Raw genomic sequence first — 24,795 nt, 5'->3', positions numbered from 1 at the left:
GCCTGTTGAACTTGCTCGGCTGAGGAAAACATCCTCAAGTATGAGAATCAAGCATGAGAATCGCCGTTAAAACTTTTTTAAAAGTGAACAAACGGTTCACGAGTATTTAATCATGAGTATTTAAAAATCCATAGTCCCTTTATCTTTTAAAAGTCGTTGATGATAGTAAAACAGATGTTCAGCGTCCTTTGGATTCCCTTCTCGGATCTTTGGTGTTTAAGAAAATCGAGCTGTGACGGGAGTCGGTTGTGGGTATGGAAGTTACATTGTTTCCCTAACGATTCGATAATTCAACTTTCTGCTATATGGCTATGGATCATTTCGCCTTTGGATTGACAAAGAAGGGAGATCTCTTTATGTGTAAAGAGGGTGTGCAATAACAGCGGACCAGTTAGATTTCGAAATTATAGTTTAGTGGCGAATACACTAACAGTGATACCCAAAAATCGATTTCCTGATATGCCCTTGCCCATGACAGCATTGTCAATTTTATTAGTAAATAGCTCTCTTTTTGTGATAACCAGCGAAAGTCGTCTTTATACCTGGACTCCACTTGAAGTGGAGTTATCAAGAGCATTATTGCCTCGAAACTATTTCTCTAATATCTCACTCGATGCTCAGATTATTCGATTTATCAACTTTATCGACGACTCAGAGGAGAGAGCTGTCGCTTTGACAGCGGAAGGGGGCGCGCCTCTTTGTATGGCGCCTTGAGCACTTGGAATATTTTTCGTTAGGACAACTTGGATTAGGAAATAAGAACTATCGAAATCTACCGACGAAAGTGCATTTCCCAGACCCATCCCAAACAGATTGTATTATTCGACTGTTTGTTGGAGAAGCCAATGTTTTCGCATTTACAGAAGAGGATCGTATATTTGGGTGGGGGAAAATAATGCGGCCACTTTTGGTTTAGTGATGGCCATAAGAGTGTGATATATGGGAGAAAAGCCGGCCACGCTTTTTGCGATTAAAATTTTTGATCCACTCGATCATTAGGCGCAGGTTTTAGAGTTTATAAAAGGTTTATACGTCAGCGCACAATGGAAAGAATTTAGAAAACCTCAAGCGGAGGAATTTATTGAAGAACCTATCGAATCAACATAATTCCTCTTTTGTTGATATAGAATATCAAAATTTTTAATTACAAAAGTAAAAGGAACTACAAATATCCTATAAAAAGCATAATAAAGTCGATCTGATTTTAAAACGAGTTTTTTAATTTAGTCACGTTTAAAACTATGAGGTAGAGATGATGCCTTATCATTAAATCCGTTATCACTTATTGGTGTTTTATGGCACAGTCTCAGTGAGACTCCCGTTAGCAATCCACGCCAATGAAAACCATACCAATGAAAAAAACTACTGGAAGAAAATAATATGTTTAAACGCAAGCATTTATTGAAATATAAAATAAAATTTTTTCCCAAGAAAATTTCATTTTATGAAAATTAATAATTTAAAGAGTATAAATTTTATAATGAAAAATTTTTTAATTTTGCCGCGTTTTGTTCGGCTTAGAGACGCTCCCTTCTTACCTAGGCATAAATCATCATCCCTAATGTCAGCGTATTTGTAATACCAGCACATATTGTGGTAGAGGGCAAAAACGCGTGCGTTTGATTAAGAATAGGCAGGACCGTTTTAGTTGTTCCATGATTTAAAGCACACGTTTGGACGAAGATTGCGTACTGCCAGAGTCAATTTTGAAGATCGGCAGGATTTGCTCGGTTACAAATTGGATCGGATGACTACACATTACTCAGCGGCGGAAGTTGGAAAACTATTGGAAGCCGCAGAGAAAGTATGTGGAAGAAAAGCGAGCACACCAACGTTAACGTTACTCCGTATCACATAGTTCGACTTCCACAATTCTTTTCTTTCACATAGAATTTTGTGGAAGTAAAAAATGCAGTGTAATCTATTGATTTTATATTGGCCAGAGGCAGAATTGAACTGCCGACACGAGAATTTTCAGTCCTCTGCTCTACCGACTGAGCTATCTGGCCGAGCGAGGGCCCTTATAGTGCTTGAGCTTGCCTTTAAAGTCAATACCATTTCTCAATTTCAAGTTTGTGACTGGGCCCAAGCCTTAAAGCCCCCATCCATTTCCATTACAGGAAACTCTTGATCTGAAAATTTTACAGCAGATTTAGGCCGTAAATGGCACACGTGGCTATAACAATAAACAATATTAGTTTTTGTCTAATTTTTCAGCTGCTTTGTCCCATTCTTTTAGGAGAAGGAAGCACGAACATTCACTATCAGAACTTCCTTATTTTTCTTAATCATTTTAGAAACTTCCACCGGTCCTACGGAGAAAGCTATTTTGTTTTCAAAATATTCTTTTGCTTTTTGGGTATCGTATGTTAACGGATTCATAGATCCTCCTTGAAAAAAATTAATTAAAGACAAAATAAGTTTGATACAAATACACTCTTTAATGTGGTGCTTATGCTTAATCCTATTAGTCAATGTTTCTGCCCTATGCCTAAGAGAATTATTTTCTTTGTAGCCCTGATGAAGATGGTTTCTCCAGGAGATATATCCTTGGTACCTCTTGCATGTGCCACAAGATGTAAACTTCTCTTCATCGCCTCTTATTGTTTGCATTTTGATACGCTTTCCTGCGTGCTGCTTTCTTTGTTGCTTTCCTTTCAATATGTATTATTCAATATGTATATAAAGATCAGGAGAATTGTCTTACTGTTGCTTTTCAGAGCGAACCTGATCCGCTATGCCAATTAGTATCGGGATATTTTTGCCAGCAACATCATATGCGCCAGAAATATGGAGGAGAGGCTACTCGTCCATGTGAATAAGAGCGGTTAAGTTTCTTTAGCGAGGAGGGTAAAACCTTGGCGGCTTCTTACTTTCCGTTTCAAAGAGGAATTTTTCCATCTCTTGTTCGAGGAAATAACGAGTTTTGGGGTCAATGAGATTCAGGCGATATTCATTAATTAGCATGGTCTGATGAGAAAGCCAGGCTTCCCAAGCTTGTTCAGAAATTTGTTCGTAAATGCGTTTTCCTAATTCGCCCGGATAGGGTTGATAATTTAACTTATCAGCCTCTTTACCTAGTTTTTGGCAGAAGATACGGCGGCGAGTCGTCATATTACTTATCGTGCTTTAATTGTTCAAGTAATCGTGCTACTGGTGCAGCAACCCCTCCTGGGAGGGGAGAGCCTTCTTTATACCAGATTTGGAATCCACCTTCCATAATTTCTTTCATAATTTGCGAAGCTCTCATGCCAACCTGCAGTAAAATCGGTTTAATTTCTAGCTCAAAGTGGCTAAATTTGTGAAAAAAAGAGTTCCATCGTTCGAGTTGGATAGTATCGTCAATATTAAATTTTGTCCGACACCAACTTTTGATATTTTTATCTATAGGACATTCCGGAAAGCTCCATAATCCGCCCCATATTCCTACGGGAGGCCGTTTTTCCAGCAGAATATGGCCTGTGGTATTTTGCAGTAAGACCAAATAGATACTTTTGCGTGGTCGATTTATTTTGGGTTTCTTGACAGGAAGTTCGGTTTGACGAGCTTGTTGATTAGCAGAACAGTTTTTTTTTAAAGGACAAAGAGCGCATTTAGGTTTTGTGCGGGTGCATACCATAGCGCCAATATCCATCATGGCTTGATTGTAATTCCAACAGTCCTTTCGAGGGGTGTATTTTTTTGCTAAATCCCATAATAAATTGATCCCATCCGATTGATTAATTGGGGTATTCAAAGCATGATAACGGGCTAAGACACGCTTTACATTGCCATCCAAAATCACCGCATATCGATGCATCCCCAATGATAAAATGGCACCTGCCGTCGATTGGCCGATGCCGGGTAATAAAGTCAAATTTTCTACTGTAGTAGGAAATTGACCCTGATGTTTTTTGTGAATAATTTGCGCAGTGCGATGAAGATTACGGGCGCGGGCATAGTAACCTAGACCCGACCAATGAGCAAGAACCTCATCAATATTTGCCAAAGCTAAAGTTGTAAGAGTTGGAAATCGATCCATAAAACGTTTGAAGTAGGGGATTACTGTCGCAACTTGTGTTTGTTGCAGCATAATCTCGGAAACCCAGACTCGATAAGGAGTGATATCCTTTTGCCAAGGAAGATTGTGGCGGCCAAAACTCTTAAACCAAAGCAATACAGCTTGTGAAAATTGTTGGGAATCCATTTTTATAAATTTTATAAATTTTTAATAAATTTATCTAGATTCAATTTTTTACCAATCTTATCTGTATATTTTTCTACTTTTTTCTTAATCTCATTAGTTGATACTTTTGTAGCTAAACTTGATTAAGTCAGGTCGAAGTTGGGGAATCTAAGCGTGCCTCTAATTAAGAAAGGCACTTTAAATTAGGTTTGTTGGTCTCCCTCCGTTTCATGTAGGCTGATGTTAGATTGTAATCAATATTATTAATTAGGCAAATTGATAAGGCCTAACCCAACCCGGGTTGCTCTCACTTAACCTCCGTCCATTTTAAGGTCGCTTCCGTTGGTAAGTTAATTTATGTAAAAAAATATGGCTGCTGCTCATACGGTTAAGGATCCGACATTACTCTTCTTATTACGCTTTCGAAAGGATTCTTTAACTTAATTTTAAAAAATTACACGTTTCCACGATATCGATATCAATATTGAAACATTTGTAAAACATATTCCTAAAATTTTAAATATGATTAGAGATAAAAATATGGCTGTCACATAGCTGTTATAGATTTTACCCACTAAGAAAAAATTTCAATATCAAGATGATATTAAATTTGCACGAGCTTCTGCTAATAGGGTGGTAGTTCTTTAGAGATTATCTCATGATTTAGAGGTTATCTCGTGATAGAGATTATGATGATTTTTTATTAGGAACTCTACTACATGCATATTCTATTACTAACGAGGATTCTTCAAAGTTTGTCTTAGTTCGAAATCATGTGGTATTTTATAATATGGTTTGATATCTTACCAGTGCAGCTACTCTTTGTTGGACTCTGGTTTTATTATCTCAAAATCCTAACACTCGTTAGCAAATTGCTGAAGAAGTGGCGGCAGTCTGTTCTAATCCCCTTCCTAATTATGCGGATTTTGAAAAACTACTTATACTCAAGCAGTGGTTTTAAAAACATTGCGATTATATTCACCTGTTGTTTATATTTTTCGACAGGCCATTGCTAAAGATGAAATTAGAGAATATCCCATTCAACCAGACGACTCTCTTTGATGATTAACGTCTATTTATTACATCGTCATCCTAAGTTCTGGAGTAATCCGAGAAATTTTATCCTCAACGCTTTTTAAAAAAGCGATGGGGCAAGATTGCCAATATACTTATATTTCCTTTTGGAGAGGTAAGCGCAGTTGTTTGGCAAAGGAATTTGCTTTTCTAGAAATTTGTATTGTAGTTGCAATGATCTACAGGCAATTTGAGCTCCATTTGCTCTCCGAAAAAAATAGAAATGAAATTTTCATCGAATCTTACTATCCACCCGAGTCTAGAAAAAATGATAACACGTAAAATTCAATTTCCCGAAGAATTAGGTACTATTTGAAAAAATGAACTTCATCTTCCTAATACTGCGTGGAGCTGATGTCTCATCATTTATTGCTTGTGAGAGATGAGATATTAATTCTTCCTCGGATTTGATCCCTTCCTTAAAAGCGACTACGATTGAAGTGAGTGCTGCAGTACGTTCACAAAATGTATGGTTTGGCTCTTCGTTCTCAGCGGGCGCTGCCTCTGCCAATAATACTAATAATGAAGTGGCAGCGATTTCTTCTGCAGGCTTCGGGTGTTAATTCTAATAAGGCATAAGGATAATAAGAAGATGCTTGGGTATTTTCTTAATCCGCTTTTTTTAATTGCTCATCAGCGACGAGATTGCACATAAGTTTTTCATAACTCATATCGTTTTCAGTTATTTCTTCTTTCCTAAATTCATCATCATGCATTTCGTTTTCTACTTGGGTTTCTATGGCATTTTGTAAATTTAGGACTGGGTATTAAAAAATTCTAAAAATAAAGTATTTAAGCTTGGATTTAATGGTAAAATAAAGAGTAGAGTTATTGCTCTTTGTAGCAGTATTTGTTTAGTTATCTTCAAACTCTTTCTCAAAAAGAGGAATAAGTTTTTTGCCATACTGATTAAGTAATCGGTATATATCAGAGGGATTGTTACCCGTTATTTGTTTTGACGCCCACATCAATTCCTTATTTTTTGCTATTCGCAAGAGTAATTGTCGATCTCCAATCAAAATCATACCATTTGCTCTCCATTCCTGGAGATTTTGGTGAATACGGGTAGGTACTCTTGCGTTATATTTATATTTATATTTATATTTTATCTTGTATCTAAAAATCTTATATCTAAAAAATGAGATTGAGGAAACAGTATATCTCAATAACCCTAAAAGAAGATTAAAAACGTGATATCATCTTGATTCTTTGTAGTCCCTCCTTAGTTCATTGAATCTCGGTCCAAGCCTGTGGGGTGTTAGGACCCAGATAAGGAAATGGCAGCGAGACGTAAATCCAATTATACTCAGCAACTCGATGTCACGACAGTAAAATGAGTATTGTTCATGTATAAATACTGGAAATCTGGATTCTTCTTGAGTCTTGTCGTCATTCTTGGCATTGATTTCTTGTTCAGCCCTATGTGGGTTCGAGCTGCTAAGTCCGTGCCTGTGGGGCCACAGCCTGTTTTTGTGGATGTGACTCAAGTCAAAACGGCCGATATTCCCAATTCTGTTAATGCGTTAGGTAGTTTGTCTGCGGTGCGAGTCGTCACAATTAGCGCCGAATCGGACGGACGAATAGCAGGCATTCATTTTAAAAACGGTCAAGAAGTGGACCAAGGAATGCCCATTGTGGAGCTCGATAATGTGCAAGCACAAGCCGATTATCAGTCAGCGGTAACTGCCATGAAATTAGCTCGCACCAAATATGAGCGTTCCCAGCTATTGTTAAATCAGGCAATTTCTCAACAGGAATTAGCTACCTTGAAAGCAGATGTGGAAAGTAAGGAAGCGGCGGTAAAAAGTAAGTTAGCTTCCTTAAATCAAAAGATTACAATCGCACCGTTTTCTGGCGTATTAGGTATTTTTCATGTCCAAATAGGAGATTACGTTAAGGCTGGAGATCCCTTAGTTACTTTAATAAACACCTCCCAGTTACGAGCGGACTATCAATTGCCAGAAAGTTTTTTGCCTGAATTGAAGTTAGGTCAGCTGGTTACTATCACTAGCAGCACTTACCCTAAAAAAGTTTTTTATGGCACAGTAAGTTTCATTTCACCAACAGTTAATTCCGATACACATTCAATCTCTATCCAAGCATTAGTCCCCAATGATACGAAATTATTGTCACCGGGTATGTTTGTGCATGTTTCTCATCAAATTTCGGTTGCTAAAGATACAGCTGTGGTTCCGGAAGAAGCTATTCAAGCGGACATAAAGGGATATTATGTTTATAAGGTGATGGGCGATAAAGTAAGGCAGACATATATTAAAATCGGTGCCCGGTTGGATAATCAGGCACAAGTGTTAAGCGGTTTAAAAATTGGAGATATCATAGTAGTGGCAGGACAGCAAAAATTAGACGATGGAAGTATCGTGAGAGTCGTGAAGCAAGAGGCGTAATCTTTACCAAGTAATTTGAGTAGTAATGGTTTTGAAATGAAATTGTCTGAAATTTGCATTCGTCAGCCTGTCTTGGCTATTGTTTTAAGCTCAATTTTAGTTGTTTTAGGAATTGTTTCGTTCCAACGTCTTGAGCTGCGTTTTTTTCCTAAATTACAACTACCGACAGTGACAGTAGTTACTTCTTATGAAGGTGCAAGTGCCGAGTTGATGGAGAGCCAGGTCACGACTCAAATTGAGAATGCGCTATTGGGCGTTGATCATGTAGCTGCTATTAATTCAATAAATTATTCAGGTAGCAGTTATGTGACTGTTTTATTTCGTCTGGGAGGCAATTTTGAAGAAGAAGCGAATGCCGTTAGAGATAAAGTATTTGGTATTCGCCATAAATTGCCTCCCGATGCTAATCCCTCGACCATTACGGTAGGAACTAAAGGAAGTCCAGTTTTAGGAGTGGGATTTATTGATCCTCAAAAATCATCCGCTGATATTCGAGATTATGTAGAACGCACCGTTCAACCTGCTTTGCGGCAATTGCCCGGTGTGGGCGAGGTTGATATTTTAGGTGCAAGCGATTATGCCATGCGTATATGGTTGGATGCTTCAAAAATGGTTGCTCATCAAGTGACTGTGACTGATGTCAAAAATGCGCTGACCGCCAATAATATCTATTTTCCTGCCGGCTCCATCCAAGAACCTAAACGAAATTTTGGCATTGTGTCGCATACTCAATTAAAAAATGCGGCTGCTTTCGGCAATATAATAATTAAACACACCGATGGCGGTACGGTTCGCTTAAACGATATTAGCCATGTGGAGCTAGGCTATCGTAGTTTATATCAAGTACCTATGCGGATTAATTGTCAAAATGGTATTGAAGTTTTAATTGAACCCTTGCAAGAAGCCAACCCAATTACAGTAGCTCATGAAGTAAAACAAGCTTTGACCCAGATTCAGGAGAGTTTACCGAAGGGAATGCAAGCCAGCGTGAATTATGATGCCTCTATGTTTTTAAAATCTTCAATAGAAGAAACATTTTATACGATGGGTGAAGCGGTTATTTTAGTTATTCTCGTCGTATTTTTATTTTTGGGTTCGGCAAGAGCGGCAAGTATTCCCATTATAACTATTCCCGTTAGTTTAATTGCGGTGTTTGCTTTTATTGCATTATTAGGTTTCACCATAAATACCATGTCATTGCTTGGTATTGTATTGGCCATTGGTTTGGTGGTGGATGACGCTATTGTGATGTTGGAAAATATTCATCGTCACATCGAAGAGGGAATGACACCAATGCAAGCAGCGATTAAAGGGAGCCGTGAAATCACTTTCCCTGTTATTGCAATGGCTCTCACGTTGGTGGCTGTATATGCACCAATTGGGTTTTTTCAGGGATTTACGGCAGGGTTATTTAAAGAATTTGCATTTACGTTGGCCGCCGTGGTAATTATTTCAGCCTTTGTTGCATTGACCCTATCACCAATGATATGTTCGAGAATATTATTGGTGCGTACTCACGATAGTCGATTAGTCGTAATCATTGATCGCTTATTTTCTCAACTGGCAAATCATTACCAACGTCTCTTGAAATTTGCCTTAAGCAAGCGTCGATTCTTTGTCATTGCTTTGATATTTATTGCAGACCTGGGTTATCTGATTTTTATGAGTTTACCTTCCGAATTAATACCAAAGGAAGATATTGGTTTAATTCAGGTAAGTGTGACTTCACCTTCCGGTGCTAGTTTAAATTATACCGATCAATATGCTGAACAGATTGAACATATTATTAAGCAGAACCCTGCTGTTGCCAGTGTTATTAGTCAAGTATCTACCACTAGCAGCGTAAATATTCGCGTTACCTTAAAACCGTGGGGTGATCGAAAAGAAACTACTGAGGAAGTGATCGCTGACTTAAATCCAAAATTAGGAGCGATACCGGGAATCGATGCAACGGCTTATATTCCAGATATTGTTAATTATGAATTAGAAGGAAATGATATCGATTTGAATTTTATGACAGGTGGGAATTACATGGATTTACTCGACCCGATTAATAAGATGGTTAAAATTTTAAAGCAATACCCCGGAGTAATGAATGTCCATACCAATTTGAAATATGATACTCAGCAATATGCCATTACTATCAAACGTGATCTAGCAGCGGTACTGGGTGTAAATATTCAAGATATTGCGGATACGGTAAGCGCGATGATGAGTGGGAATCATTGGACCGATGTTCAAGCAGGTAATAAGAGCTATGAAGTTATTGTTCAAATGCAAAAAGATGATCTATGTAATTTTAATGCACTTAGAAAGCTATATGTGCGAAGCAGTGTGGTCCCCTCCTTATCTGGTAATAAAGAAAATATGATTCCCGTCTCAAGTTTAATTAATTTGACTCCAACTGTGGGACAGGGGAATTTCACGCATTATGATCGTTTTCGTTCAGGAAATATTTCTGCTCGTCTTTCGCTAGGATATTCCGAAAGTCAGGTAATTAATTATATTAAAGCTCATTTACTTACAGTATTAACCTCAAACGTACATGCTGCCTTTTCAGGAAAAGTAGCACAATTTTTAGAATCATCCCAAAGCATTATTGGTATTGTTATTATGTCATTTATTTTCATTTACTTGATGTTGTCAGCTCAATTTATGAGTTTTATTGATCCCTTGATTATTTTATTAGCTGTTCCTTTGAGCATCGTGGGGGGATTGTTGTCATTAAAGTTAGCCGGTGGAACTTTGAGTATTTATTCCCAGATTGGGTTAGTTACATTAATTGGTATGATTAGTAAACATGGGATTTTGATTACGCAATTTATAAATGATTTACGCAAACAAGGTATAGCCACGTCAGATGCTATTATTGAAGGCGCGACGATTCGATTGCGACCTATCTTAATGACAACAATGGGTATGGTATTTGGTGCACTTCCTTTGGCCTTAGCCATAGGACCGGGCTCTATTGGTCGACATCAGATTGGTTGGGTGATCGTAGGTGGTTTATTGTTCGGTACTTTTTTCTCTCTCATTGTAGTTCCCATCGCTTATTCGTATTTCGTTCGATTTAAGAAATCCTTAATTTCTATGGCGGATACAAGATAATTCTTTAACGATACTTTACTTACGATTGAGGAGTGTCTTTGGGTTTTTCTTTAAATCCGGTATAGTTCTTGTATGAAATCAATCGATATCATTAAGAATAATTTACCGGGAGTGATCTTAAGTGTTTGTAAAACGGGAAATCGTATCCGCCATTATTGCGCAGGTTACGCTAACGTAGAAACTCGCGAACTTCTTTCTGCGGAACATATTTTCCAAAGTGGGAAAATTACTCGAATGTTTACTGCTACTCTTATTTTGAAGCGAGTTGAGGAAGGTGTATTGGACTTAGATTCACCATTGGCTCTTTTAAGTAATCAACATCTCCTGGATGGTGGCCGCCTAAAGCTGATCGTCAATCTCTATCCTTACCTAAAACCTGTAACTTTGCGAGAACTGCTGAATAATACCTCGGGCCTTCCGTCTTATGATGAAACTGTGGCTTATCAAAAAGCGTTTGCTGCCAAACCTCAGAAGATTTGGCAAGCTGAAAACTATTTAGATTTAATTACAGGTTCCAATGTACGATATCGCTTAGGATATTTATTACCTTTTCGAGGAATTTTAAGTGATTCTGCAACTAATTATATTATTGCTGGTTTAGTTTTAGAGGCTGCAACAGGCCGTAAATCTTCACAGCAAATGCGAGAATTATTTGATTCCGTAAGTTTAAAATCGACGCATTATTGCTCTTACGGTGTGCTGGAGGAAGATTTATTGCCTCAATTGGCGCATGGTTATTTACCTATTTCCCATCCTTACGCCAGTGGTTTTAGCAATCAGCCCGTAGTAACTTACAATAATAATCGCGAATTGCAAGTATATGATGTTACCAGTGCTTATAATTTTAATGGATTGGCCGGAGCAGCTAGTTTATCCAACACCAATGATCTTATTCGTTGGATGCGAATGTTGTTAGAAGGGCGAATTTTAAGGGGCTCTCTTAAACAATTATTTGATGGAGTTCCGGTAGACCCCAAGGCGAGTCCTCGCGAGGATCAAGACTTTTATGGTTTAGGAGGGCTATATAAAACAAGGTTTCGACGGTGGGGCGATGTAGTGTGGAGCGCTGGTAATAATTTAGGATATGGGGTGTTGGTAGCTCATGTTATAGAGCGAAATGTCACTTTTGCTTTAGCTGTCAATGTAAGTCGCAAAATTATTAATTTTCACGAGCCCACATTAGTGGCTCCAATTTTTCAGGACTTATTAAAATAATACTGCTCTAAATTAATCCAAGTAGTGTTATAAATTTTCAATTTTCGCATACTGTAATTGTAATTTCTTTAAGGTCTTTTGTGTTTTTTCTAAAAGCAGCCGTTCCTTTTTTACAATTTCTTTAGGGGCTTTTATTATATAATTAGGATTATCTAATTTTTTTAGAGAGTGTTCTTGTTCTCTTTGAAGCTTGGTAATTTCCTTTTTTAATCGAGCAAGTTCAATATCTTTAAGGATTAATCCTGCTAAAGGAATATGAATTTCAAGATTTCCCATAATCTCGGTGGCACTGGGAGGTAGCGATTCATCAGTATTCGCCCATCGCCATTGAGCAATTTTCCCTAATGATTTTATATACTGTTCAGTTTCCTGCAGACGTTTTTTATCATTGTCTTCTCCTTTGTTGAAAATAAGTGTAATAGTTTTAGCGGGAGAAATATTCATTTCAGCTCGTAACGTTCGAATGGAGGTGATGATATTTTTAAGCCACTCAATTTCTGCGTTGGCCTCTTTATCAAGCTCGGACTTATCAAATTCAGGGTAAGGTTCGATCATGATGCTATTGCCATTTTTATCTACGAGTGGCGCTACCGTGTGCCAAATTTCCTCTGTGATAAAGGGTATAAGCGGATGAAGCAGTCGTAATAAGGATTCCAGTATTTCAAGGAGAGTTATCCGAGTGCCACGTTGCTGAGAGGGCTTGGTATTCTCGTTATAGAGTACATATTTAGCTAATTCTACATACCAATCGCAATATTCGTTCCAAACGAATTCGTATAAAATTTGAGCAAGCAAATCAAAGCGGTAATGATCCAAGGCTTTTCTAGCTTCTTTAATAGCTTGTTGTAAGCGACTTCGGATCCAACGATCAACAGTATTATAGGTTAAAGGTTTTTCAGGATTTAAATCTTTTCCTTCCGTATTCATAATAACGAAACGAGCCGCGTTCCAAATTTTATTGCAAAAATTGCGGTATCCTTCAATACGGCCCATGTCAAAATTAATGTCGCGTCCGGTACTTGCCAAAGCACAAAAGTAAATCGCAAAGCATCTGTTCCATAACTGGCGATGCCCTGCGGAAATTCCTTGCATGTTAGCTTTTCAATTGATTTAGCCATTTTAGGTTGTAATAAAGCACGAGTTCGTTTCTTGATAAGCTTTTCCAGAGAAATTCCATCAATAATATCGATTGGGTCAATAACGTTACCCTTAGATTTGGACATTTTCTTTCCTTGATTGTCCCGGATTAGCCCGTGAATATAAACTTCATGGAAGGGAAGTTTCCCCGTGAGCTTTAATCCCATCATTGCCATGCGGGCAACCCAAAAGAAAATAATGTCAAAACCAGTGACTAAGACTTGGGTAGGATAAAAAGTTTTATAGGTTTCAGTTTTATCGGGCCAACCTAGAGTAGCGAAGGGCCATAGACTGGCTGAAAACCAAGTGTCGAGTACATCGATTTCTTGCTCTAATTTTATTTCAGTTTCCAAATGGTATTTTTTTCGAATTTCTTCTGGCGAATGACCGACATAGTAATTTTTTCTTCATTGTACCAGACTGGCAATCGATGTCCCCACCATAATTGTCGACTGATGCACCAATCTTGAATATTGGTTAACCATTGTAAATAAGTTTTTTCCCAAGTGGCTGGAATTAGCTTTAATTCTCCTGATTTGACAGCGGCCAAGGCTGGTTCTACAAGCGATTCCATTTTTAAAAACCACTGATCCGTTAAGAACGGTTCGATAACAGCTCCGGAACGTTCGCTTCGAGGAAGCGGAACACGATGAGGCTCGGTTTTCTCGAGAAAATTATTTTCTTCAAGATCGGCCACAACTTTTTTCGAGCATCAAAACGGTCTAAACCTTGATAAGGCTTGGGTACATTTTCATTTAATTGTCCCTTAGGAGTGAGGATATTAATTAAAGGTAATTGATGGCGTTGGCCCATCTCATAATCATTAAAATCATGTGCGGGCGTGATTTTTACGCTACCCGTCCTAAATTCCCGATCCACAGTGGTATCTGCAATGATAGGAATAGTCCGGTTAGTCAAAGGTAAATGAACTTTTTTGCCAATATAATGTTGATAACGTTCATCATTGGGATGAACAGCGATGGCTACATCACCTAATAATGTTTCCGGTCGAGTGGTTGCCACTATTAAATGTCTGGTGCCATCAGTTAAAGGGTATCGAAGATACCACAGCACACCATCGATTTCTTTGGTGGTTACTTCCAGGTCGGATATGGCTGTATTTAAAATAGGATCCCAATTGACGAGCCGTTTTCCTCGATAGATCAAACCTTCATTATAAAGACGAACAAAGGCTTGAGTAGTGGCTCGCGAAAGACCTTCGTCCATACTGAAACGTTCCCTGGACCAATCGATGGAGACACCCAGGCGGCCCATTTGGTGAGTAATTTTATTTCCTGAACGATCGCACCATTCCCACACTCGCTCAATAAAGGATTTCCGTCCTAAATCATGGCGAGTGAGTCCTTGTTGAGCAAGTTGTTGTTCGACCACCATCTGAGTAGCAATTCCTGCATGATCTGTGCCTCCTTGCCAAAGAGTCCGATGACCTTGCATTCGATGATAACGAGTTAAAACATCCATGAGAGTTTGCTGAAAACTATGGCCCATATGGAGGGTGCCTGTTACATTGGGGGGGTAACATGATGCAATAGGGAGTTCCTGAACCGGGGGGCGACTTAACTGATGCTTTTTCCAGTAATCAGCCCATTTTTTTCAATGAGTTTGGGATCGTAAGTTTTTTCCATGTTGTATTGTGCTCTGGTAAAATACAAACAGCTCATTAATCAGAAATGTTGTATTCAACCATAAAAGATTTGATTTGTCAGTGATTGTCTTCCGTTATTTGAGTAAGGAAATTCTCAGTACTTTGTTAGCGACAACGTTAATCTTACTAATTATTTTTATCATTAACCAATTTATTCATTATCTTAATGATGCCGCTGCTGGTAAGATCACCGTTAAAGCGGTAATGGAAATTATGTCATTGCAGGTACCTTTATTATTGGGTTATTTGCTTCCCTTGAGTTTGTTTCTTGGCAGCTTGTTGGCTTTGGGACGGATGAGTGTGGATCATGAAGTGGTTGTTTTGACTGCGTGTGGGGTAAGCCGTTCTCAGATTATAGTTATGATTATGATCATAGCCACCTTTATCACACTGATAGTGGCTTGGTTGATGTTGTCCGTTGAACCTCGAATGGAGTGGTATCGTGCTAAGATTCTTAACGAGGCTTTGGCAACAGCTTCTCTAGCGAAGATTATCCCAGGCCGGTTTCAACCTTTGGGCAGTGATGGTAAGGTTTTTTATGCTGGCGGTGTTAATAATCATCATAGAAAAATGGTCAACGTTTTTTTAGTAGAAAGCGAACAAACCGTGGGGAACAAGGAGCGCTGGAGTCTTGTCTCAGCCACTGAGGCCGGTGAAAATAGGGAATTTAATAATTCTAACTTTGTTTTGTTTAAAAACGGGTCCCGTTATGTAGGGATGCCAGGAGATTTAAAGTACGATGTTATAAAATTTGGCCAATACGGGATCCGTCTCGACTCACCCCAAATGAGCATTACCGGGAAAGTACAAGCCATACCCACAACTAAACTATGGCGATTAAGCAAAACGGATCTGAAGGCAGCAGCTGAATTGCAGTGGCGATTGGCAATACCTATCTCTGTGTGGATTTTCGCTTTATTAGCGGTGCCTTTAAGTGAACCTAATCCTCGAAAAGGCAAGTTTGCTCAAATATTACCGGCTGTTTTGATTTATATCGTTTATGCCAATTTAATGTTCTTGAGCCGAGCCTGGATTGAAAATGGGGTAATGAGCCCAACAGTCGGATTAGAATGGATAAATGGATCACTTTTAGTGGTAGCGTGTACTTTATTCTTTTTTCAATCGCATTGGTGGCACCGCCTTCGTCTGAATCGGAAAGCACCTTCATGCGACTACTAAATCGCTATATCCGTGAAGCTATCATTAGCGCGACAGTGCTAGTCGTTCTTATCTTACTCGGCGTTGAAATTTTTATAGAATTTATCGGCCAATTATCCAAAATCGGCTCAGGTCATTATGATTTGGAACAAGCTTTTCTGTATGTTTTGACTCAATTACCTTCCGATTTGTATCAATTGTTCCCAATGGCCGGATTTTTAGGTTGTTTGATTGGTTTAGGCCGATTGGCTTCTAGTAGTCAATTAATCGTAATGCGGGCAGCAGGGGTTTCTATTGCTCGCGTAACAGGATCGGTTGTAAAAGCAGCATTGCTTATGATTCTAGTGGTAACGTTTATTGGTGAATTTGTGGCCCCCCGATTAGAATCAAAATGGGCACTAATGAGATCTCTTGCTTTCTCAAAGGCAGTTGGCTATCGGGCATTGGGTGGGGTATGGCTACGTGATAGACATTCGTTCATCCACATTAGCTCCATTGATTCAAAACATAAAATTAGTAATGTAAGTCGCTTTCAATTTAATCAACATCGATTGCTATCAGCCGCCTTTGCTTCCGAAGGCCGCTATTCGGAAGGCCGCTGGGTGCTCTATCATGTTAAACAGTCTTTTTTTACACCCACTCAAATAAAAAAAATCGAAATAAGTCAGCTCCCCCTACAGATTGTGTTTGATCCTCAACAATTACAGCAAGGTCGAAAGACAGTTGAAGAACAATCAATTATAGGCCTCTACCATACGATTCGATATCGTATTCAAGCAGGGCTCCAAACTAATTTCTTCGTTTTTGCTTTTTGGCAGAGGATTATTCAGCCTTTTACTACTGTGGTAATGATTTGTTTGGGAGTGCCCTTTATTTTTGGTTCGTTACGTCAGGCTAGCATGGGGATTCGAGTTTTAACTGGCGTCATTATTGGTTTTGCTTTTTATATGTTGAACCAGTTTTTTGGACCCTTTGCGATAGTTTATCAGTTGCCTCCACTATTAGCAGCCTTAATGCTCACCGTGTTATTTGCTATTGCTTGTGTTATCCTGCTCTGTTACTCGCGACGATAAAGACACATTTAAGATTAGGTAAATTAGTGAGATGTCATTAGAAAGAGAAAGTAAAACAATTATACGTCGGACTTTCGCAATAATTTCGCATCCAGACGCAGGAAAAACCACTTTAACGGAAAAGTTATTGCTTTTTGGTGGCGCTATTCAATTAGCGGGGACGATTAAAGGCCGTAAATCAGCTCGTCATGCCACCTCCGATTGGATGGAGCTAGAAAAAGAGCGAGGAATTTCCATTACTACCTCCGTCATGCAGTTCCCTTATCAGGATTATTTAATTAATTTATTAGATACCCCTGGTCATGCAGATTTTACAGAAGATACTTATCGAACACTGACAGCGGTGGATTCAGCATTAATGGTGATCGACGCAGCAAAAGGGGTTGAGCCGCGTACTATTAAATTAATGGAAGTTTGCCGCCTAAGAAATACGCCGATTATGACGTTTATTAATAAAATGGATCGCGATTCCCGTCATCCCGTGGAACTCTTAGATAAAATCGAATCGGTTCTGAAAATTTATTGTGCTCCTGTTACTTGGCCGATAGGGACGGGTAAGAGTTTTAAAGGAATATACCATCTGCTTGAAGATGCTGTTTATTTTTACCAACCGGAAAAACATGAACGCGTTAATGAAAACTTACGGATAAAAAATCTTAATAATTCCGAATTGGATAAAGCATTGGGTGATTTGGCTGCGGAATTGCGCAGTGAAGTTGAATTGGTAAAAGAAGCAAGTGATACTTTTAATCACACGCAATATTTGAAAGGGGCTTTAACACCAGTATTTTTTGGATCTGCTATAAATGATTTTGGCGTACGTGAATTATTGAATACTTTTGTACAAGAAGCGCCCGCGCCACAATCGCGAGAAACCGATGTCCGAGTGGTTAAACCGGAAGAGAGAAAATTTAGTGGATTTGTTTTTAAAATTCAGGCCAACATGGATCCAGACCATCGTGATCGAATTGCTTTTTTACGGATCGCTTCAGGTCAATATAAAAAAGGAATGAGAGTTTATCATGTGCGACTCGATAAAGAGGTTCAAATTAATAATGCATTGACATTCTTAGCGGGAAAACGCGAGAACGCAGAGGAGGCCTGGCCAGGGGATATTATTGGTTTGCATAATCATGGAACTATCCAAATTGGAGACACTTTTACGCAGGGAGAAAAAATGAAATTTAGTGGTATTCCGAATTTTGCGCCTGAACTTTTTCGATTGGTGCGACTTAAAGATTCTCTTAAACAAAAAGCTTTATTAAAAGGATTAACGCAATTGTCTGAAGAAGGTGCCACCCAACTCTTTCGGCCTCTGGATAGCAACGATTTAATTTTAGGAGCAGTGGGTCTTTTGCAGTTTGATATAGTTGCTTATCGATTGGAAAATGAATATAACGTAAAATGTGTTTATAAAGCTGTTAACGTGGCCGCCGCTCGATGGATTACTTGCGATGATAAAACTATTATGGAGCAATTTAAAAGAGAGCAATCTCGCAATTTAGCGTATGATGGCTCAAAATATTTGACTTACCTAGCGCCATCCCGAGTTAATTTAGAAATTACTATCGAAAGGTGGCCTAAGATTATATTTAGTGAAACCCGTGAACATTAAGCTTCCTTCTTTAAAGGTCGTGGAATCCACCCGTCAGCTAACAAAAAGTATTGTGAGTTTGGCTTTGCCGATGGCTGGTTTGTGCTTGATTCAAATGTTAAGCGGATTTATCTCAGAATGCTGATGTTGGCTCGCTTAGGCCATTCGATTTTAGCAGCTAGCATGTTGATGACCTCTACACAAACTACTCTTATTGTTATTTTTATTTCTGTTTTGTTTTTATGAGAGTTGTGGTCTGGTAAGTCAGACCTATGGTGCTCAGAACTATTCAAAAATAGGAGAAATTTTACCAAGGCTGCATGTTGGCTTTAATTCTTTGATGTTAACTTTAATTCCTTCTGTTCGATTAATATTTTTATTTTTAATAGTGGATCGTTTTCTACTAGCTTCCGGCCAGTTATCCAAATTAGTAGTTTATTTAAGACATTATTTCCGCACTTTAGTATGGGGAACTCCTGGTTTTATGTTATTGGCAGCTCTACAGCAGATGCTATACGGAATCTGTCGTCAATGATTAGTGATCTTGGTTAATCTCTTTTGTTTAATAATTTTTATTATTTCTGCCTAAATTTTAATTTTTGAGCGTTTAGGCATTCTAGCTCAAGGGATCGCAGGTTTACCTTACGCTTTTACGATTCAATCCTATCTCAATATCCTAATTTTATTATTTTGTTTTTATTATCAAAAGCAATTTAAAGCCATAGAAATTTTTAAATATCGTCGTTCCTAAAACCGGCATTACTTAACCTAAAACAATTATTTTAAATTGGATGGCTCATAAGCCTTTAATTTGGTATTGAATTGGTAGGATTTTTGTAGTAGCTGTTAATGATAGGGTGGTTAGGTACAAACGTATTAGCCGCCTCGCAAGTAACTCAGCAATGTATGTTCTTGTTTGTGGTGCCGATGTTTGCCATAGCACAAAGGCGACTGGAATTATGGTCAGTCAAGCTATCGGGGAGAGTGTATCAGATTGTAAAAAGAATTGGAGAAGGTTGTTTAATTATTTCTACCCTTCTTACTTTGGTTATATCAGCAGTATTTCTTATTTTTCCTAATTTTTTTAGAGTTACTTTACTTGAAGGCCACTATTCCTAGCTATGCTAAAATCATCCATTTAATGAAAATTTTATTTATTTTATTGTCTTTTAGTATTGTTTTTTGATGCTTGGCACAGTATTTTAACCAGAGCTTTACGTGGTTTTACAATATCCGCACCTATAGGTTAACTAAGCTGTTATTTGGGTTATTTTAGTGCCAGGTGGTTATTTGTTAGGAATTTTTTTCACTTTAAGAATTTAAACTAGTACAGTAAGTTACTGATACCACCTGGAGTGCGCGTTGTTACCTTACCCTAAATAAGGCTCCCTATTTTCCTCCAATACGAACTAAGAAAATTTTAAAATTGTCGTTTCGATCATGTTAGAAAATATGATCGAAACGGCAATTTTTGTGTTTTTAAAAACTTGATATCAATTTTTCTCTTTTTTAATTAATACACTAACGACGATTCGTGTGTCGAAAAAGAAACGAAATCGCTAAAATCTTCCATCCTTTTTCTTATCTCTCGATCGATTTTCAAAAATAATTCAGGAGATAGAGTTGAAGTATCTGTATGCCTTGTTGCTTTCATCATTTTTTCTTTAAATAAATTACGAAATTAGTCAGATCGCGCCTCAATCTTTATCAAAATATTTTCTTTATTATGATCTCTAACAAAATTTTGAAATTTAATCTCTGCTAGATCCTTTTTGTAACACTCTCTTTCGCTATCAGATTCGATGTCAAAAATTATTCTAAATGATTGGTAATATGAAATTTCTTCCGTTTCGCGAATACTTCCTTTCGAAACAAAAATTTTACCATCCGCTCTAATCCAAGGAAAAATAATTAAATAACCTATTTGAGCTCAATCACCAAAAGAAATTCTGATATAACTAATATTAGAAGGAACATCTCTCAGAATAGAACTAAAAAGCACGAATTCAGCCATCACTTCATAATTTCTAATTCCATGAAATGAGGAAGCAAAAACTTCATAAAGAAGTAACATTATCCAAAAATTTTAAATCCAACTCCTAATAATAATCTCCAATATTTTTCAGGATTTTTTTAAATTTTGATATATCTTTATGAGATGAGAACGCTAAACTTTTATTTAGTTTATTTTTTTAATTTTTTATAAAAAATAATTTCATTTTGAATGAGAGATATAATTTCAATATTAAAAAAATTTAATTGAGATTGAAAAATTTTAGGTAGATCTTTATTCGTATTACCAAAATAAAAAGCAATTCTAACATAATCTAAAACAACGCGAGCCAAAATTTCTACATCTGAAGAAATATATCCTCATCATTGTTTTCACGATATTTTATTTATGTACTTTTAAAATTCTTTCCAAGTTGCAGTTTATTTATTTTACTTTAATAATTAATTTCTGATTCTATAAATGTATTATATTCAACTGTATTATTATTTCATTAGTCAATACAAACATACTCATTGAGTATTTCTTAATTAATCTTTTATCTATGAAAAAAATATTTCTCTGAGAGAGAACTAGTATTGAATTCCCATCCAAATAAAACAAAATGATATCACTTTATTATTTTGGTACTGAGAATTATGATTTGAATTTCTTTTCAAACTATAAATCCAAAAAATAATGAAAATAGATATTCTATAGAAAGAGCTTAAATTGTCTTTTACCTAGCCTTGACTTTCATTACTAAATTTTATGAGCTTTTTGGCGCATCACCTTCATTCCCTAAATTATTCTTAAAGAGAAGTAATAATAGTTTCGTAAAATTTCGGTAAATCATTCGGCTGCCTGAAAGTAATTAAATTACCATCTTTAACTACAGGTTGGTCTACATAATTACCTCCTGCATTGATGACGTCATCTTTTATTATGTGATAACAAATCAATTTCTTGCCTTTTAAAATATGGGCAGATACTAAAAAACCCAATCGGCGTGACAAATCGCAGTAACCGTTTTTCCGTTCGAACACGACACCTACTAAATCAATCATTCCAGAATTAATTCGAATTTTATCTGGCGTATAGACCCACCGGGAATGATTAACTTGTCCATATTATTATGGATCAATTGAGTTCGCATCAGCATCAGAAATTATAAAGGTATCCAAGTTTACTTTTATAAGTTTGTTTAGCTTTAGGCGCCACGACAGTGACTTTTGCTATTTTTTCTTTCATCCGAAGCAGTGTGGGTATTAATCAAAGTTCTAATTCTTGATAATTATTTTTATCAAAGATAATGATCTCTTTGTTTTTAATACTCATTTCCGACTCCTCAAGAGCTAATATTCTCAGAACATCATTTTGGAAAGGAAACAAGATCCAAGACCTAAGGAGGCCCTTCCAACCAGAATTTAAATCAATCATAACAAAAAGCCTATAATAAGAAACAGGTCATAAAACCAATCCCAGAGTTATTCATGATCATAATATAGTTTTTCTAGTCAAGCTAAATTTACTTTTGATTCTTAAATAGGAGGTGTACCAAATTAAAATCCTTTGAATTCGCTATGTGTGATAAAGAAGTTATCTATCCTAACACTAAAGGAGAATAGCATGAAGCTTGATATTAAACACGACGAAGTCAAATGTTTTTACGCAAATTTTAAAGGTGAAACCGGTAAATTAAAACATAAAAAATAGATGACGACACTTTAGATTTCACTAGCACTTTTGTTCCAAAATCTTTGAGAAATCAAGGAATTGCAGTAGAAATAGTGCAACATTCTTTAGAATACGTCAGAGAGCACCACTATAAAGTCATTCCTAAGTGTTCCTTTTTTAAAGGATACATTAAAAAATCCAAAATATCCGGATCTTGTTAAAGAATAAATGGGATTGAGTCCAGCTCATATCCTGGTTATCTGTCATTGTTATCGTGAAAATGACGGTGTCATTCGAACTTCACTGGCTAGAAAATATCATAGAATGAATCTCTGTATTAAAAAAATTTTACAAATTAATACCTGAACTTAATAAGTTCTTAATCAATAAAAATTATTCTTTTAAATATAACCTCCAGAGAATTTTTTGTTGTTTGGTAAAAACAAGTAAACACTCACCGTCGAATGTTTATCATAAATATTTAAGCAGAGTAGGTAAATCAGTGATAACAGATTAAGAAATAAATTTTTTTCAAGGTTATTTCCCTACCTATAAAGGCTTCAGATAAGAAAAAATAAGATAACATTGATAAACTTTGTAAATAATTATTATGGATTATTTTATCCCTTAAAGGTAATTAAATCAAAACTGAGTTCCATAGCTCTGCAAGAGCTCTACAAGAAAGGTGAAATGAATGAAGAACTTTTGAATCTAGGAGCTTTTGTTGACCAAGCTATAAAAAGTTAAAAGAATTGAAAGAAGTGTTATACTGCCATGGTGGTCATCGATTCCTGTGCTAAAAACGGTTTAGGAAGTTAAAGTAGCAAGGATATAAAAATTTTTCAGGCTAATCTTTCTGCAATAAATCATTATTTCTAATTTTGAAAGAGTTGTATTAAGTGAAGAAGAAAAAAATGGGAGTTCAGTGAAGGTTATCAGGAACTCAAAGAGTAGAAGTATACAGTATCCTTTCTTAAAAAATGTGCGCGCGTTGTCTTATCTATTTTTATGCTTTAAGTATTATTACTGGTTTATTAATGGGTAGGAGGAATTTTAACTAAAACGTTTGCAGGGCCTATTACTTTGACCATTATAGGTGCTGAAATAACAGGTGCTTATATGTCTGGACTTGGTGTCTTTGGTGTTAAAATATCCCGTTCTTCATTAGGTGCAGCATTTCATTTATCAATTTGTATTATGCTCGATCTTTATTACATTCACTTCGGGCTAAGCAGCGCAAGATCTATCGAATTTAACTTTATCTATGTTTAAATATTAAGCTCAGAGAAAAAATAAGAAATTTGAATAATGAAGTCATTAAAATTTTTTTAGAGGAATTGATCTCGAAGGCAGAAATGCTCTATATCTTAATGATGTTGATAAATTAATTGCGGGCCCCGTCGTCACCGTGATAGACAAGATAAAGGATGATTGATATTACAGAATAAGGATATCGCTAAAATAAAGGATTTAATTCGTCATTGAGGGAAGGGAAAAATATACTTTAGCTGAAACCATTAATATGAATCACAGCGAGGTCTTTAAGAAAATGTGGACTACTACGACTCGTTTCTTTAAAGCAGAAGGACAATCTTTTGAGAAAAGTTATGAATTTAGAGAAGATTTGTGGGGTTGAACTAGGAGATAACTTTGTTTGAAATGAAATACGGTGGTTGCTGAACCACCTGTTTAAGTGGAGTGAAGACATTAATCATGTTTTCTTCGATAAAGAAGATAATGAGGTTCCCAAATATTTTGCTTCACGAGAGCTTTTACGGATTGGTCACTGGAAACTTCTGTCACACCCTCTTTAATAGCAGTTTTTGCTACTGCACAATAGCCACATGGATAAGAGGCTTCTTATGCCTGTGCCTGAGGAATGCCTGACAGTAAACGATGAGTAGTTTCGTCCACATATCGACTCTTAAGGCTTCGCTGGTACTCCAAAACATATTGTCAGTAATTTGTTTGGCTTTAATAGCAATAACACTAAGACCAATTCCTGGAAAAACTAAATAATTATTACATTGACTTATTGACTTATGGGAAATTTCTTATTTTCAAAAATAATATCTTAAAAAGGACTGCCGGTCGCAATTAATACTTTTCCCCTACTCCACTGGAAGAGATCAGTGGGTTCTACTTCGCATTTTTCTGTTGGATATAGCACTTATCCCATTGATCTCCGATGCCAAGCACGACTTTACTATCGCTAACAACAATAAGGTCGATGAGGGGATTAGATTGATTATCTAAAATTTCAGGAATGTTCTTACGATCTTCGTAGGAAATGTAAAGATCACGCACGTGGATGCATAAATTTTTTATTAAATGCGCGGCACGGCATTTCCTACAATACAATAGAAGTATAAATAGTTGGTAGCATTTCTTGTAAGTGATCTTTAATCAAACGATAGAACAAAACTTGATTAGTATTTAAGCTGATTTAAGTAATTATTATGATTAATTTGAATATCGAAGTATTTGTATTGCAAGTAAGCTAGGACCACCTGATTATTAAGACTTTCCATCC

The 24,795-nt window shown here is 36.9% G+C and carries 19 protein-coding genes, 1 tRNA gene and 1 pseudogene; 12 read left to right on the top strand and 9 right to left on the bottom strand.

Going from position 1 to position 24,795, the window contains the following annotated elements:
- Positions 1-414: 414 nt before the first annotated feature.
- Together MRH55_RS05775 and MRH55_RS05770 are read left to right on the top strand one after the other, a co-directional pair.
- On the top strand, positions 415-714 hold the full coding sequence (locus MRH55_RS05775; protein WP_304985276.1) for a hypothetical protein: 300 nt from the start codon (positions 415-417) through the stop codon (positions 712-714).
- 934 nt (positions 715-1,648) lie between these two features.
- Positions 1,649-1,858, top strand: coding sequence for a site-specific integrase (locus MRH55_RS05770; protein WP_304985275.1), 210 nt, complete (start codon positions 1,649-1,651; stop codon positions 1,856-1,858).
- A gap of 78 nt (positions 1,859-1,936) precedes the next feature.
- Here MRH55_RS05770 and MRH55_RS05765 read toward each other — a convergent pair.
- Together MRH55_RS05765 and MRH55_RS05760 are read right to left on the bottom strand one after the other, a co-directional pair.
- Positions 1,937-2,009 (bottom strand) — tRNA-Phe (locus tag MRH55_RS05765).
- 226 nt (positions 2,010-2,235) lie between these two features.
- The gene (locus MRH55_RS05760) at positions 2,236-2,661 is read right to left on the bottom strand and encodes a hypothetical protein (protein WP_304985274.1); all 426 of its coding nucleotides are present in this window, start codon (positions 2,659-2,661) and stop codon (positions 2,236-2,238) included.
- Between MRH55_RS05760 and MRH55_RS08190 the strand changes: the two genes are divergently transcribed.
- Positions 2,628-2,822 carry a hypothetical protein gene (locus MRH55_RS08190; RefSeq protein WP_500784522.1) on the top strand — a complete coding sequence of 65 codons (195 nt, stop codon included), beginning with the start codon at positions 2,628-2,630 and terminating at the stop codon, positions 2,820-2,822. The two genes, MRH55_RS05760 and MRH55_RS08190, sit on opposite strands and share 34 nt — an antisense overlap.
- Positions 2,823-2,838: 16 nt before the next feature.
- On the opposite strand, the gene MRH55_RS05755 is transcribed toward MRH55_RS08190, so the two are convergent.
- Positions 2,839-3,114 carry an oxidative damage protection protein gene (locus MRH55_RS05755; protein WP_304985273.1) on the bottom strand — a complete coding sequence of 92 codons (276 nt, stop codon included), beginning with the start codon at positions 3,112-3,114 and terminating at the stop codon, positions 2,839-2,841.
- Between the two features lies 1 nt (position 3,115).
- Entirely contained in the window at positions 3,116-4,186 is a 1,071-nt protein-coding gene (mutY, locus tag MRH55_RS05750) for an A/G-specific adenine glycosylase (protein ID WP_304985272.1), read from the bottom strand.
- A gap of 1,460 nt (positions 4,187-5,646) precedes the next feature.
- Between mutY and MRH55_RS05745 the strand changes: the two genes are divergently transcribed.
- The 4 genes from MRH55_RS05745 (at position 5,647) to MRH55_RS05730 (ending at position 11,967) form a co-directional block, all read left to right on the top strand.
- Positions 5,647-5,802, top strand: a complete 156-nt coding sequence (locus MRH55_RS05745; protein ID WP_304985271.1) for a hypothetical protein — start codon at positions 5,647-5,649, stop codon at positions 5,800-5,802.
- 783 nt (positions 5,803-6,585) lie between these two features.
- Positions 6,586-7,644 (top strand): efflux RND transporter periplasmic adaptor subunit, encoded by a 1,059-nt coding sequence (locus MRH55_RS05740; RefSeq protein ID WP_304985270.1) that lies wholly within the window; start codon positions 6,586-6,588, stop codon positions 7,642-7,644.
- 36 nt (positions 7,645-7,680) lie between these two features.
- Positions 7,681-10,752 (top strand): efflux RND transporter permease subunit, encoded by a 3,072-nt coding sequence (locus MRH55_RS05735; RefSeq protein ID WP_304985269.1) that lies wholly within the window; start codon positions 7,681-7,683, stop codon positions 10,750-10,752.
- Between the two features lie 72 nt (positions 10,753-10,824).
- Entirely contained in the window at positions 10,825-11,967 is a 1,143-nt protein-coding gene (locus tag MRH55_RS05730; protein WP_304985268.1) for a serine hydrolase domain-containing protein, read from the top strand.
- 27 nt (positions 11,968-11,994) lie between these two features.
- On the opposite strand, the pseudogene MRH55_RS05725 reads toward MRH55_RS05730, so the two are convergent.
- Positions 11,995-14,750, bottom strand: a pseudogene (locus tag MRH55_RS05725) (valine--tRNA ligase).
- Between the two features lie 80 nt (positions 14,751-14,830).
- Between MRH55_RS05725 and lptF the strand changes: the two are divergent.
- The 4 genes from lptF to MRH55_RS05705 all read left to right on the top strand — a co-directional run bounded on the left by lptF (position 14,831) and on the right by MRH55_RS05705 (position 19,714).
- The gene (lptF, locus tag MRH55_RS05720; protein WP_304986151.1) at positions 14,831-15,949 is read left to right on the top strand and encodes an LPS export ABC transporter permease LptF; all 1,119 of its coding nucleotides are present in this window, start codon (positions 14,831-14,833) and stop codon (positions 15,947-15,949) included.
- Positions 15,937-17,001 (top strand): LPS export ABC transporter permease LptG, encoded by a 1,065-nt coding sequence (gene lptG / locus MRH55_RS05715; RefSeq protein ID WP_304985267.1) that lies wholly within the window; start codon positions 15,937-15,939, stop codon positions 16,999-17,001. The genes lptF and lptG overlap by 13 nt, the downstream gene beginning before the upstream one ends.
- 31 nt (positions 17,002-17,032) lie before the next feature.
- Complete coding sequence (locus MRH55_RS05710) at positions 17,033-18,616, top strand: peptide chain release factor 3 (protein WP_304985266.1); 1,584 nt, start codon at positions 17,033-17,035, stop codon at positions 18,614-18,616.
- 828 nt (positions 18,617-19,444) lie between these two features.
- Positions 19,445-19,714 (top strand): hypothetical protein, encoded by a 270-nt coding sequence (locus MRH55_RS05705; protein ID WP_304985265.1) that lies wholly within the window; start codon positions 19,445-19,447, stop codon positions 19,712-19,714.
- A gap of 1,683 nt (positions 19,715-21,397) precedes the next feature.
- On the opposite strand, the gene MRH55_RS05700 is transcribed toward MRH55_RS05705, so the two are convergent.
- On the bottom strand, positions 21,398-21,652 hold the full coding sequence (locus tag MRH55_RS05700) for a DJ-1/PfpI family protein (RefSeq protein WP_304985264.1): 255 nt from the start codon (positions 21,650-21,652) through the stop codon (positions 21,398-21,400).
- 693 nt (positions 21,653-22,345) lie between these two features.
- Here MRH55_RS05700 and MRH55_RS07860 point away from each other — a divergent pair.
- Complete coding sequence (locus tag MRH55_RS07860) at positions 22,346-22,483, top strand: GNAT family N-acetyltransferase (protein WP_369421072.1); 138 nt, start codon at positions 22,346-22,348, stop codon at positions 22,481-22,483.
- A 1,605-nt stretch (positions 22,484-24,088) separates the two neighbouring features.
- On the opposite strand, the gene MRH55_RS05695 is transcribed toward MRH55_RS07860, so the two are convergent.
- The 3 genes from MRH55_RS05695 to MRH55_RS05685 all read right to left on the bottom strand — a co-directional run bounded on the left by MRH55_RS05695 (position 24,089) and on the right by MRH55_RS05685 (position 24,569).
- Entirely contained in the window at positions 24,089-24,247 is a 159-nt protein-coding gene (locus MRH55_RS05695; RefSeq protein WP_304986150.1) for a hypothetical protein, read from the bottom strand.
- Between the two features lie 89 nt (positions 24,248-24,336).
- Positions 24,337-24,432 (bottom strand): malic enzyme-like NAD(P)-binding protein, encoded by a 96-nt coding sequence (locus MRH55_RS05690; protein ID WP_304985263.1) that lies wholly within the window; start codon positions 24,430-24,432, stop codon positions 24,337-24,339.
- Positions 24,402-24,569, bottom strand: coding sequence for a hypothetical protein (locus MRH55_RS05685; protein ID WP_304985262.1), 168 nt, complete (start codon positions 24,567-24,569; stop codon positions 24,402-24,404). The genes MRH55_RS05690 and MRH55_RS05685 overlap by 31 nt, the downstream gene beginning before the upstream one ends.
- Positions 24,570-24,795: the final 226 nt, after the last annotated feature.

The sequence above is a fragment of the Coxiella-like endosymbiont genome (assembly GCF_030643785.1).
GTDB lineage: Bacteria > Pseudomonadota > Gammaproteobacteria > Coxiellales > Coxiellaceae > Coxiella.
Note: the sequence above shows the minus strand (reverse complement) of the source record. Positions and strands in the feature narration are given on the sequence as shown.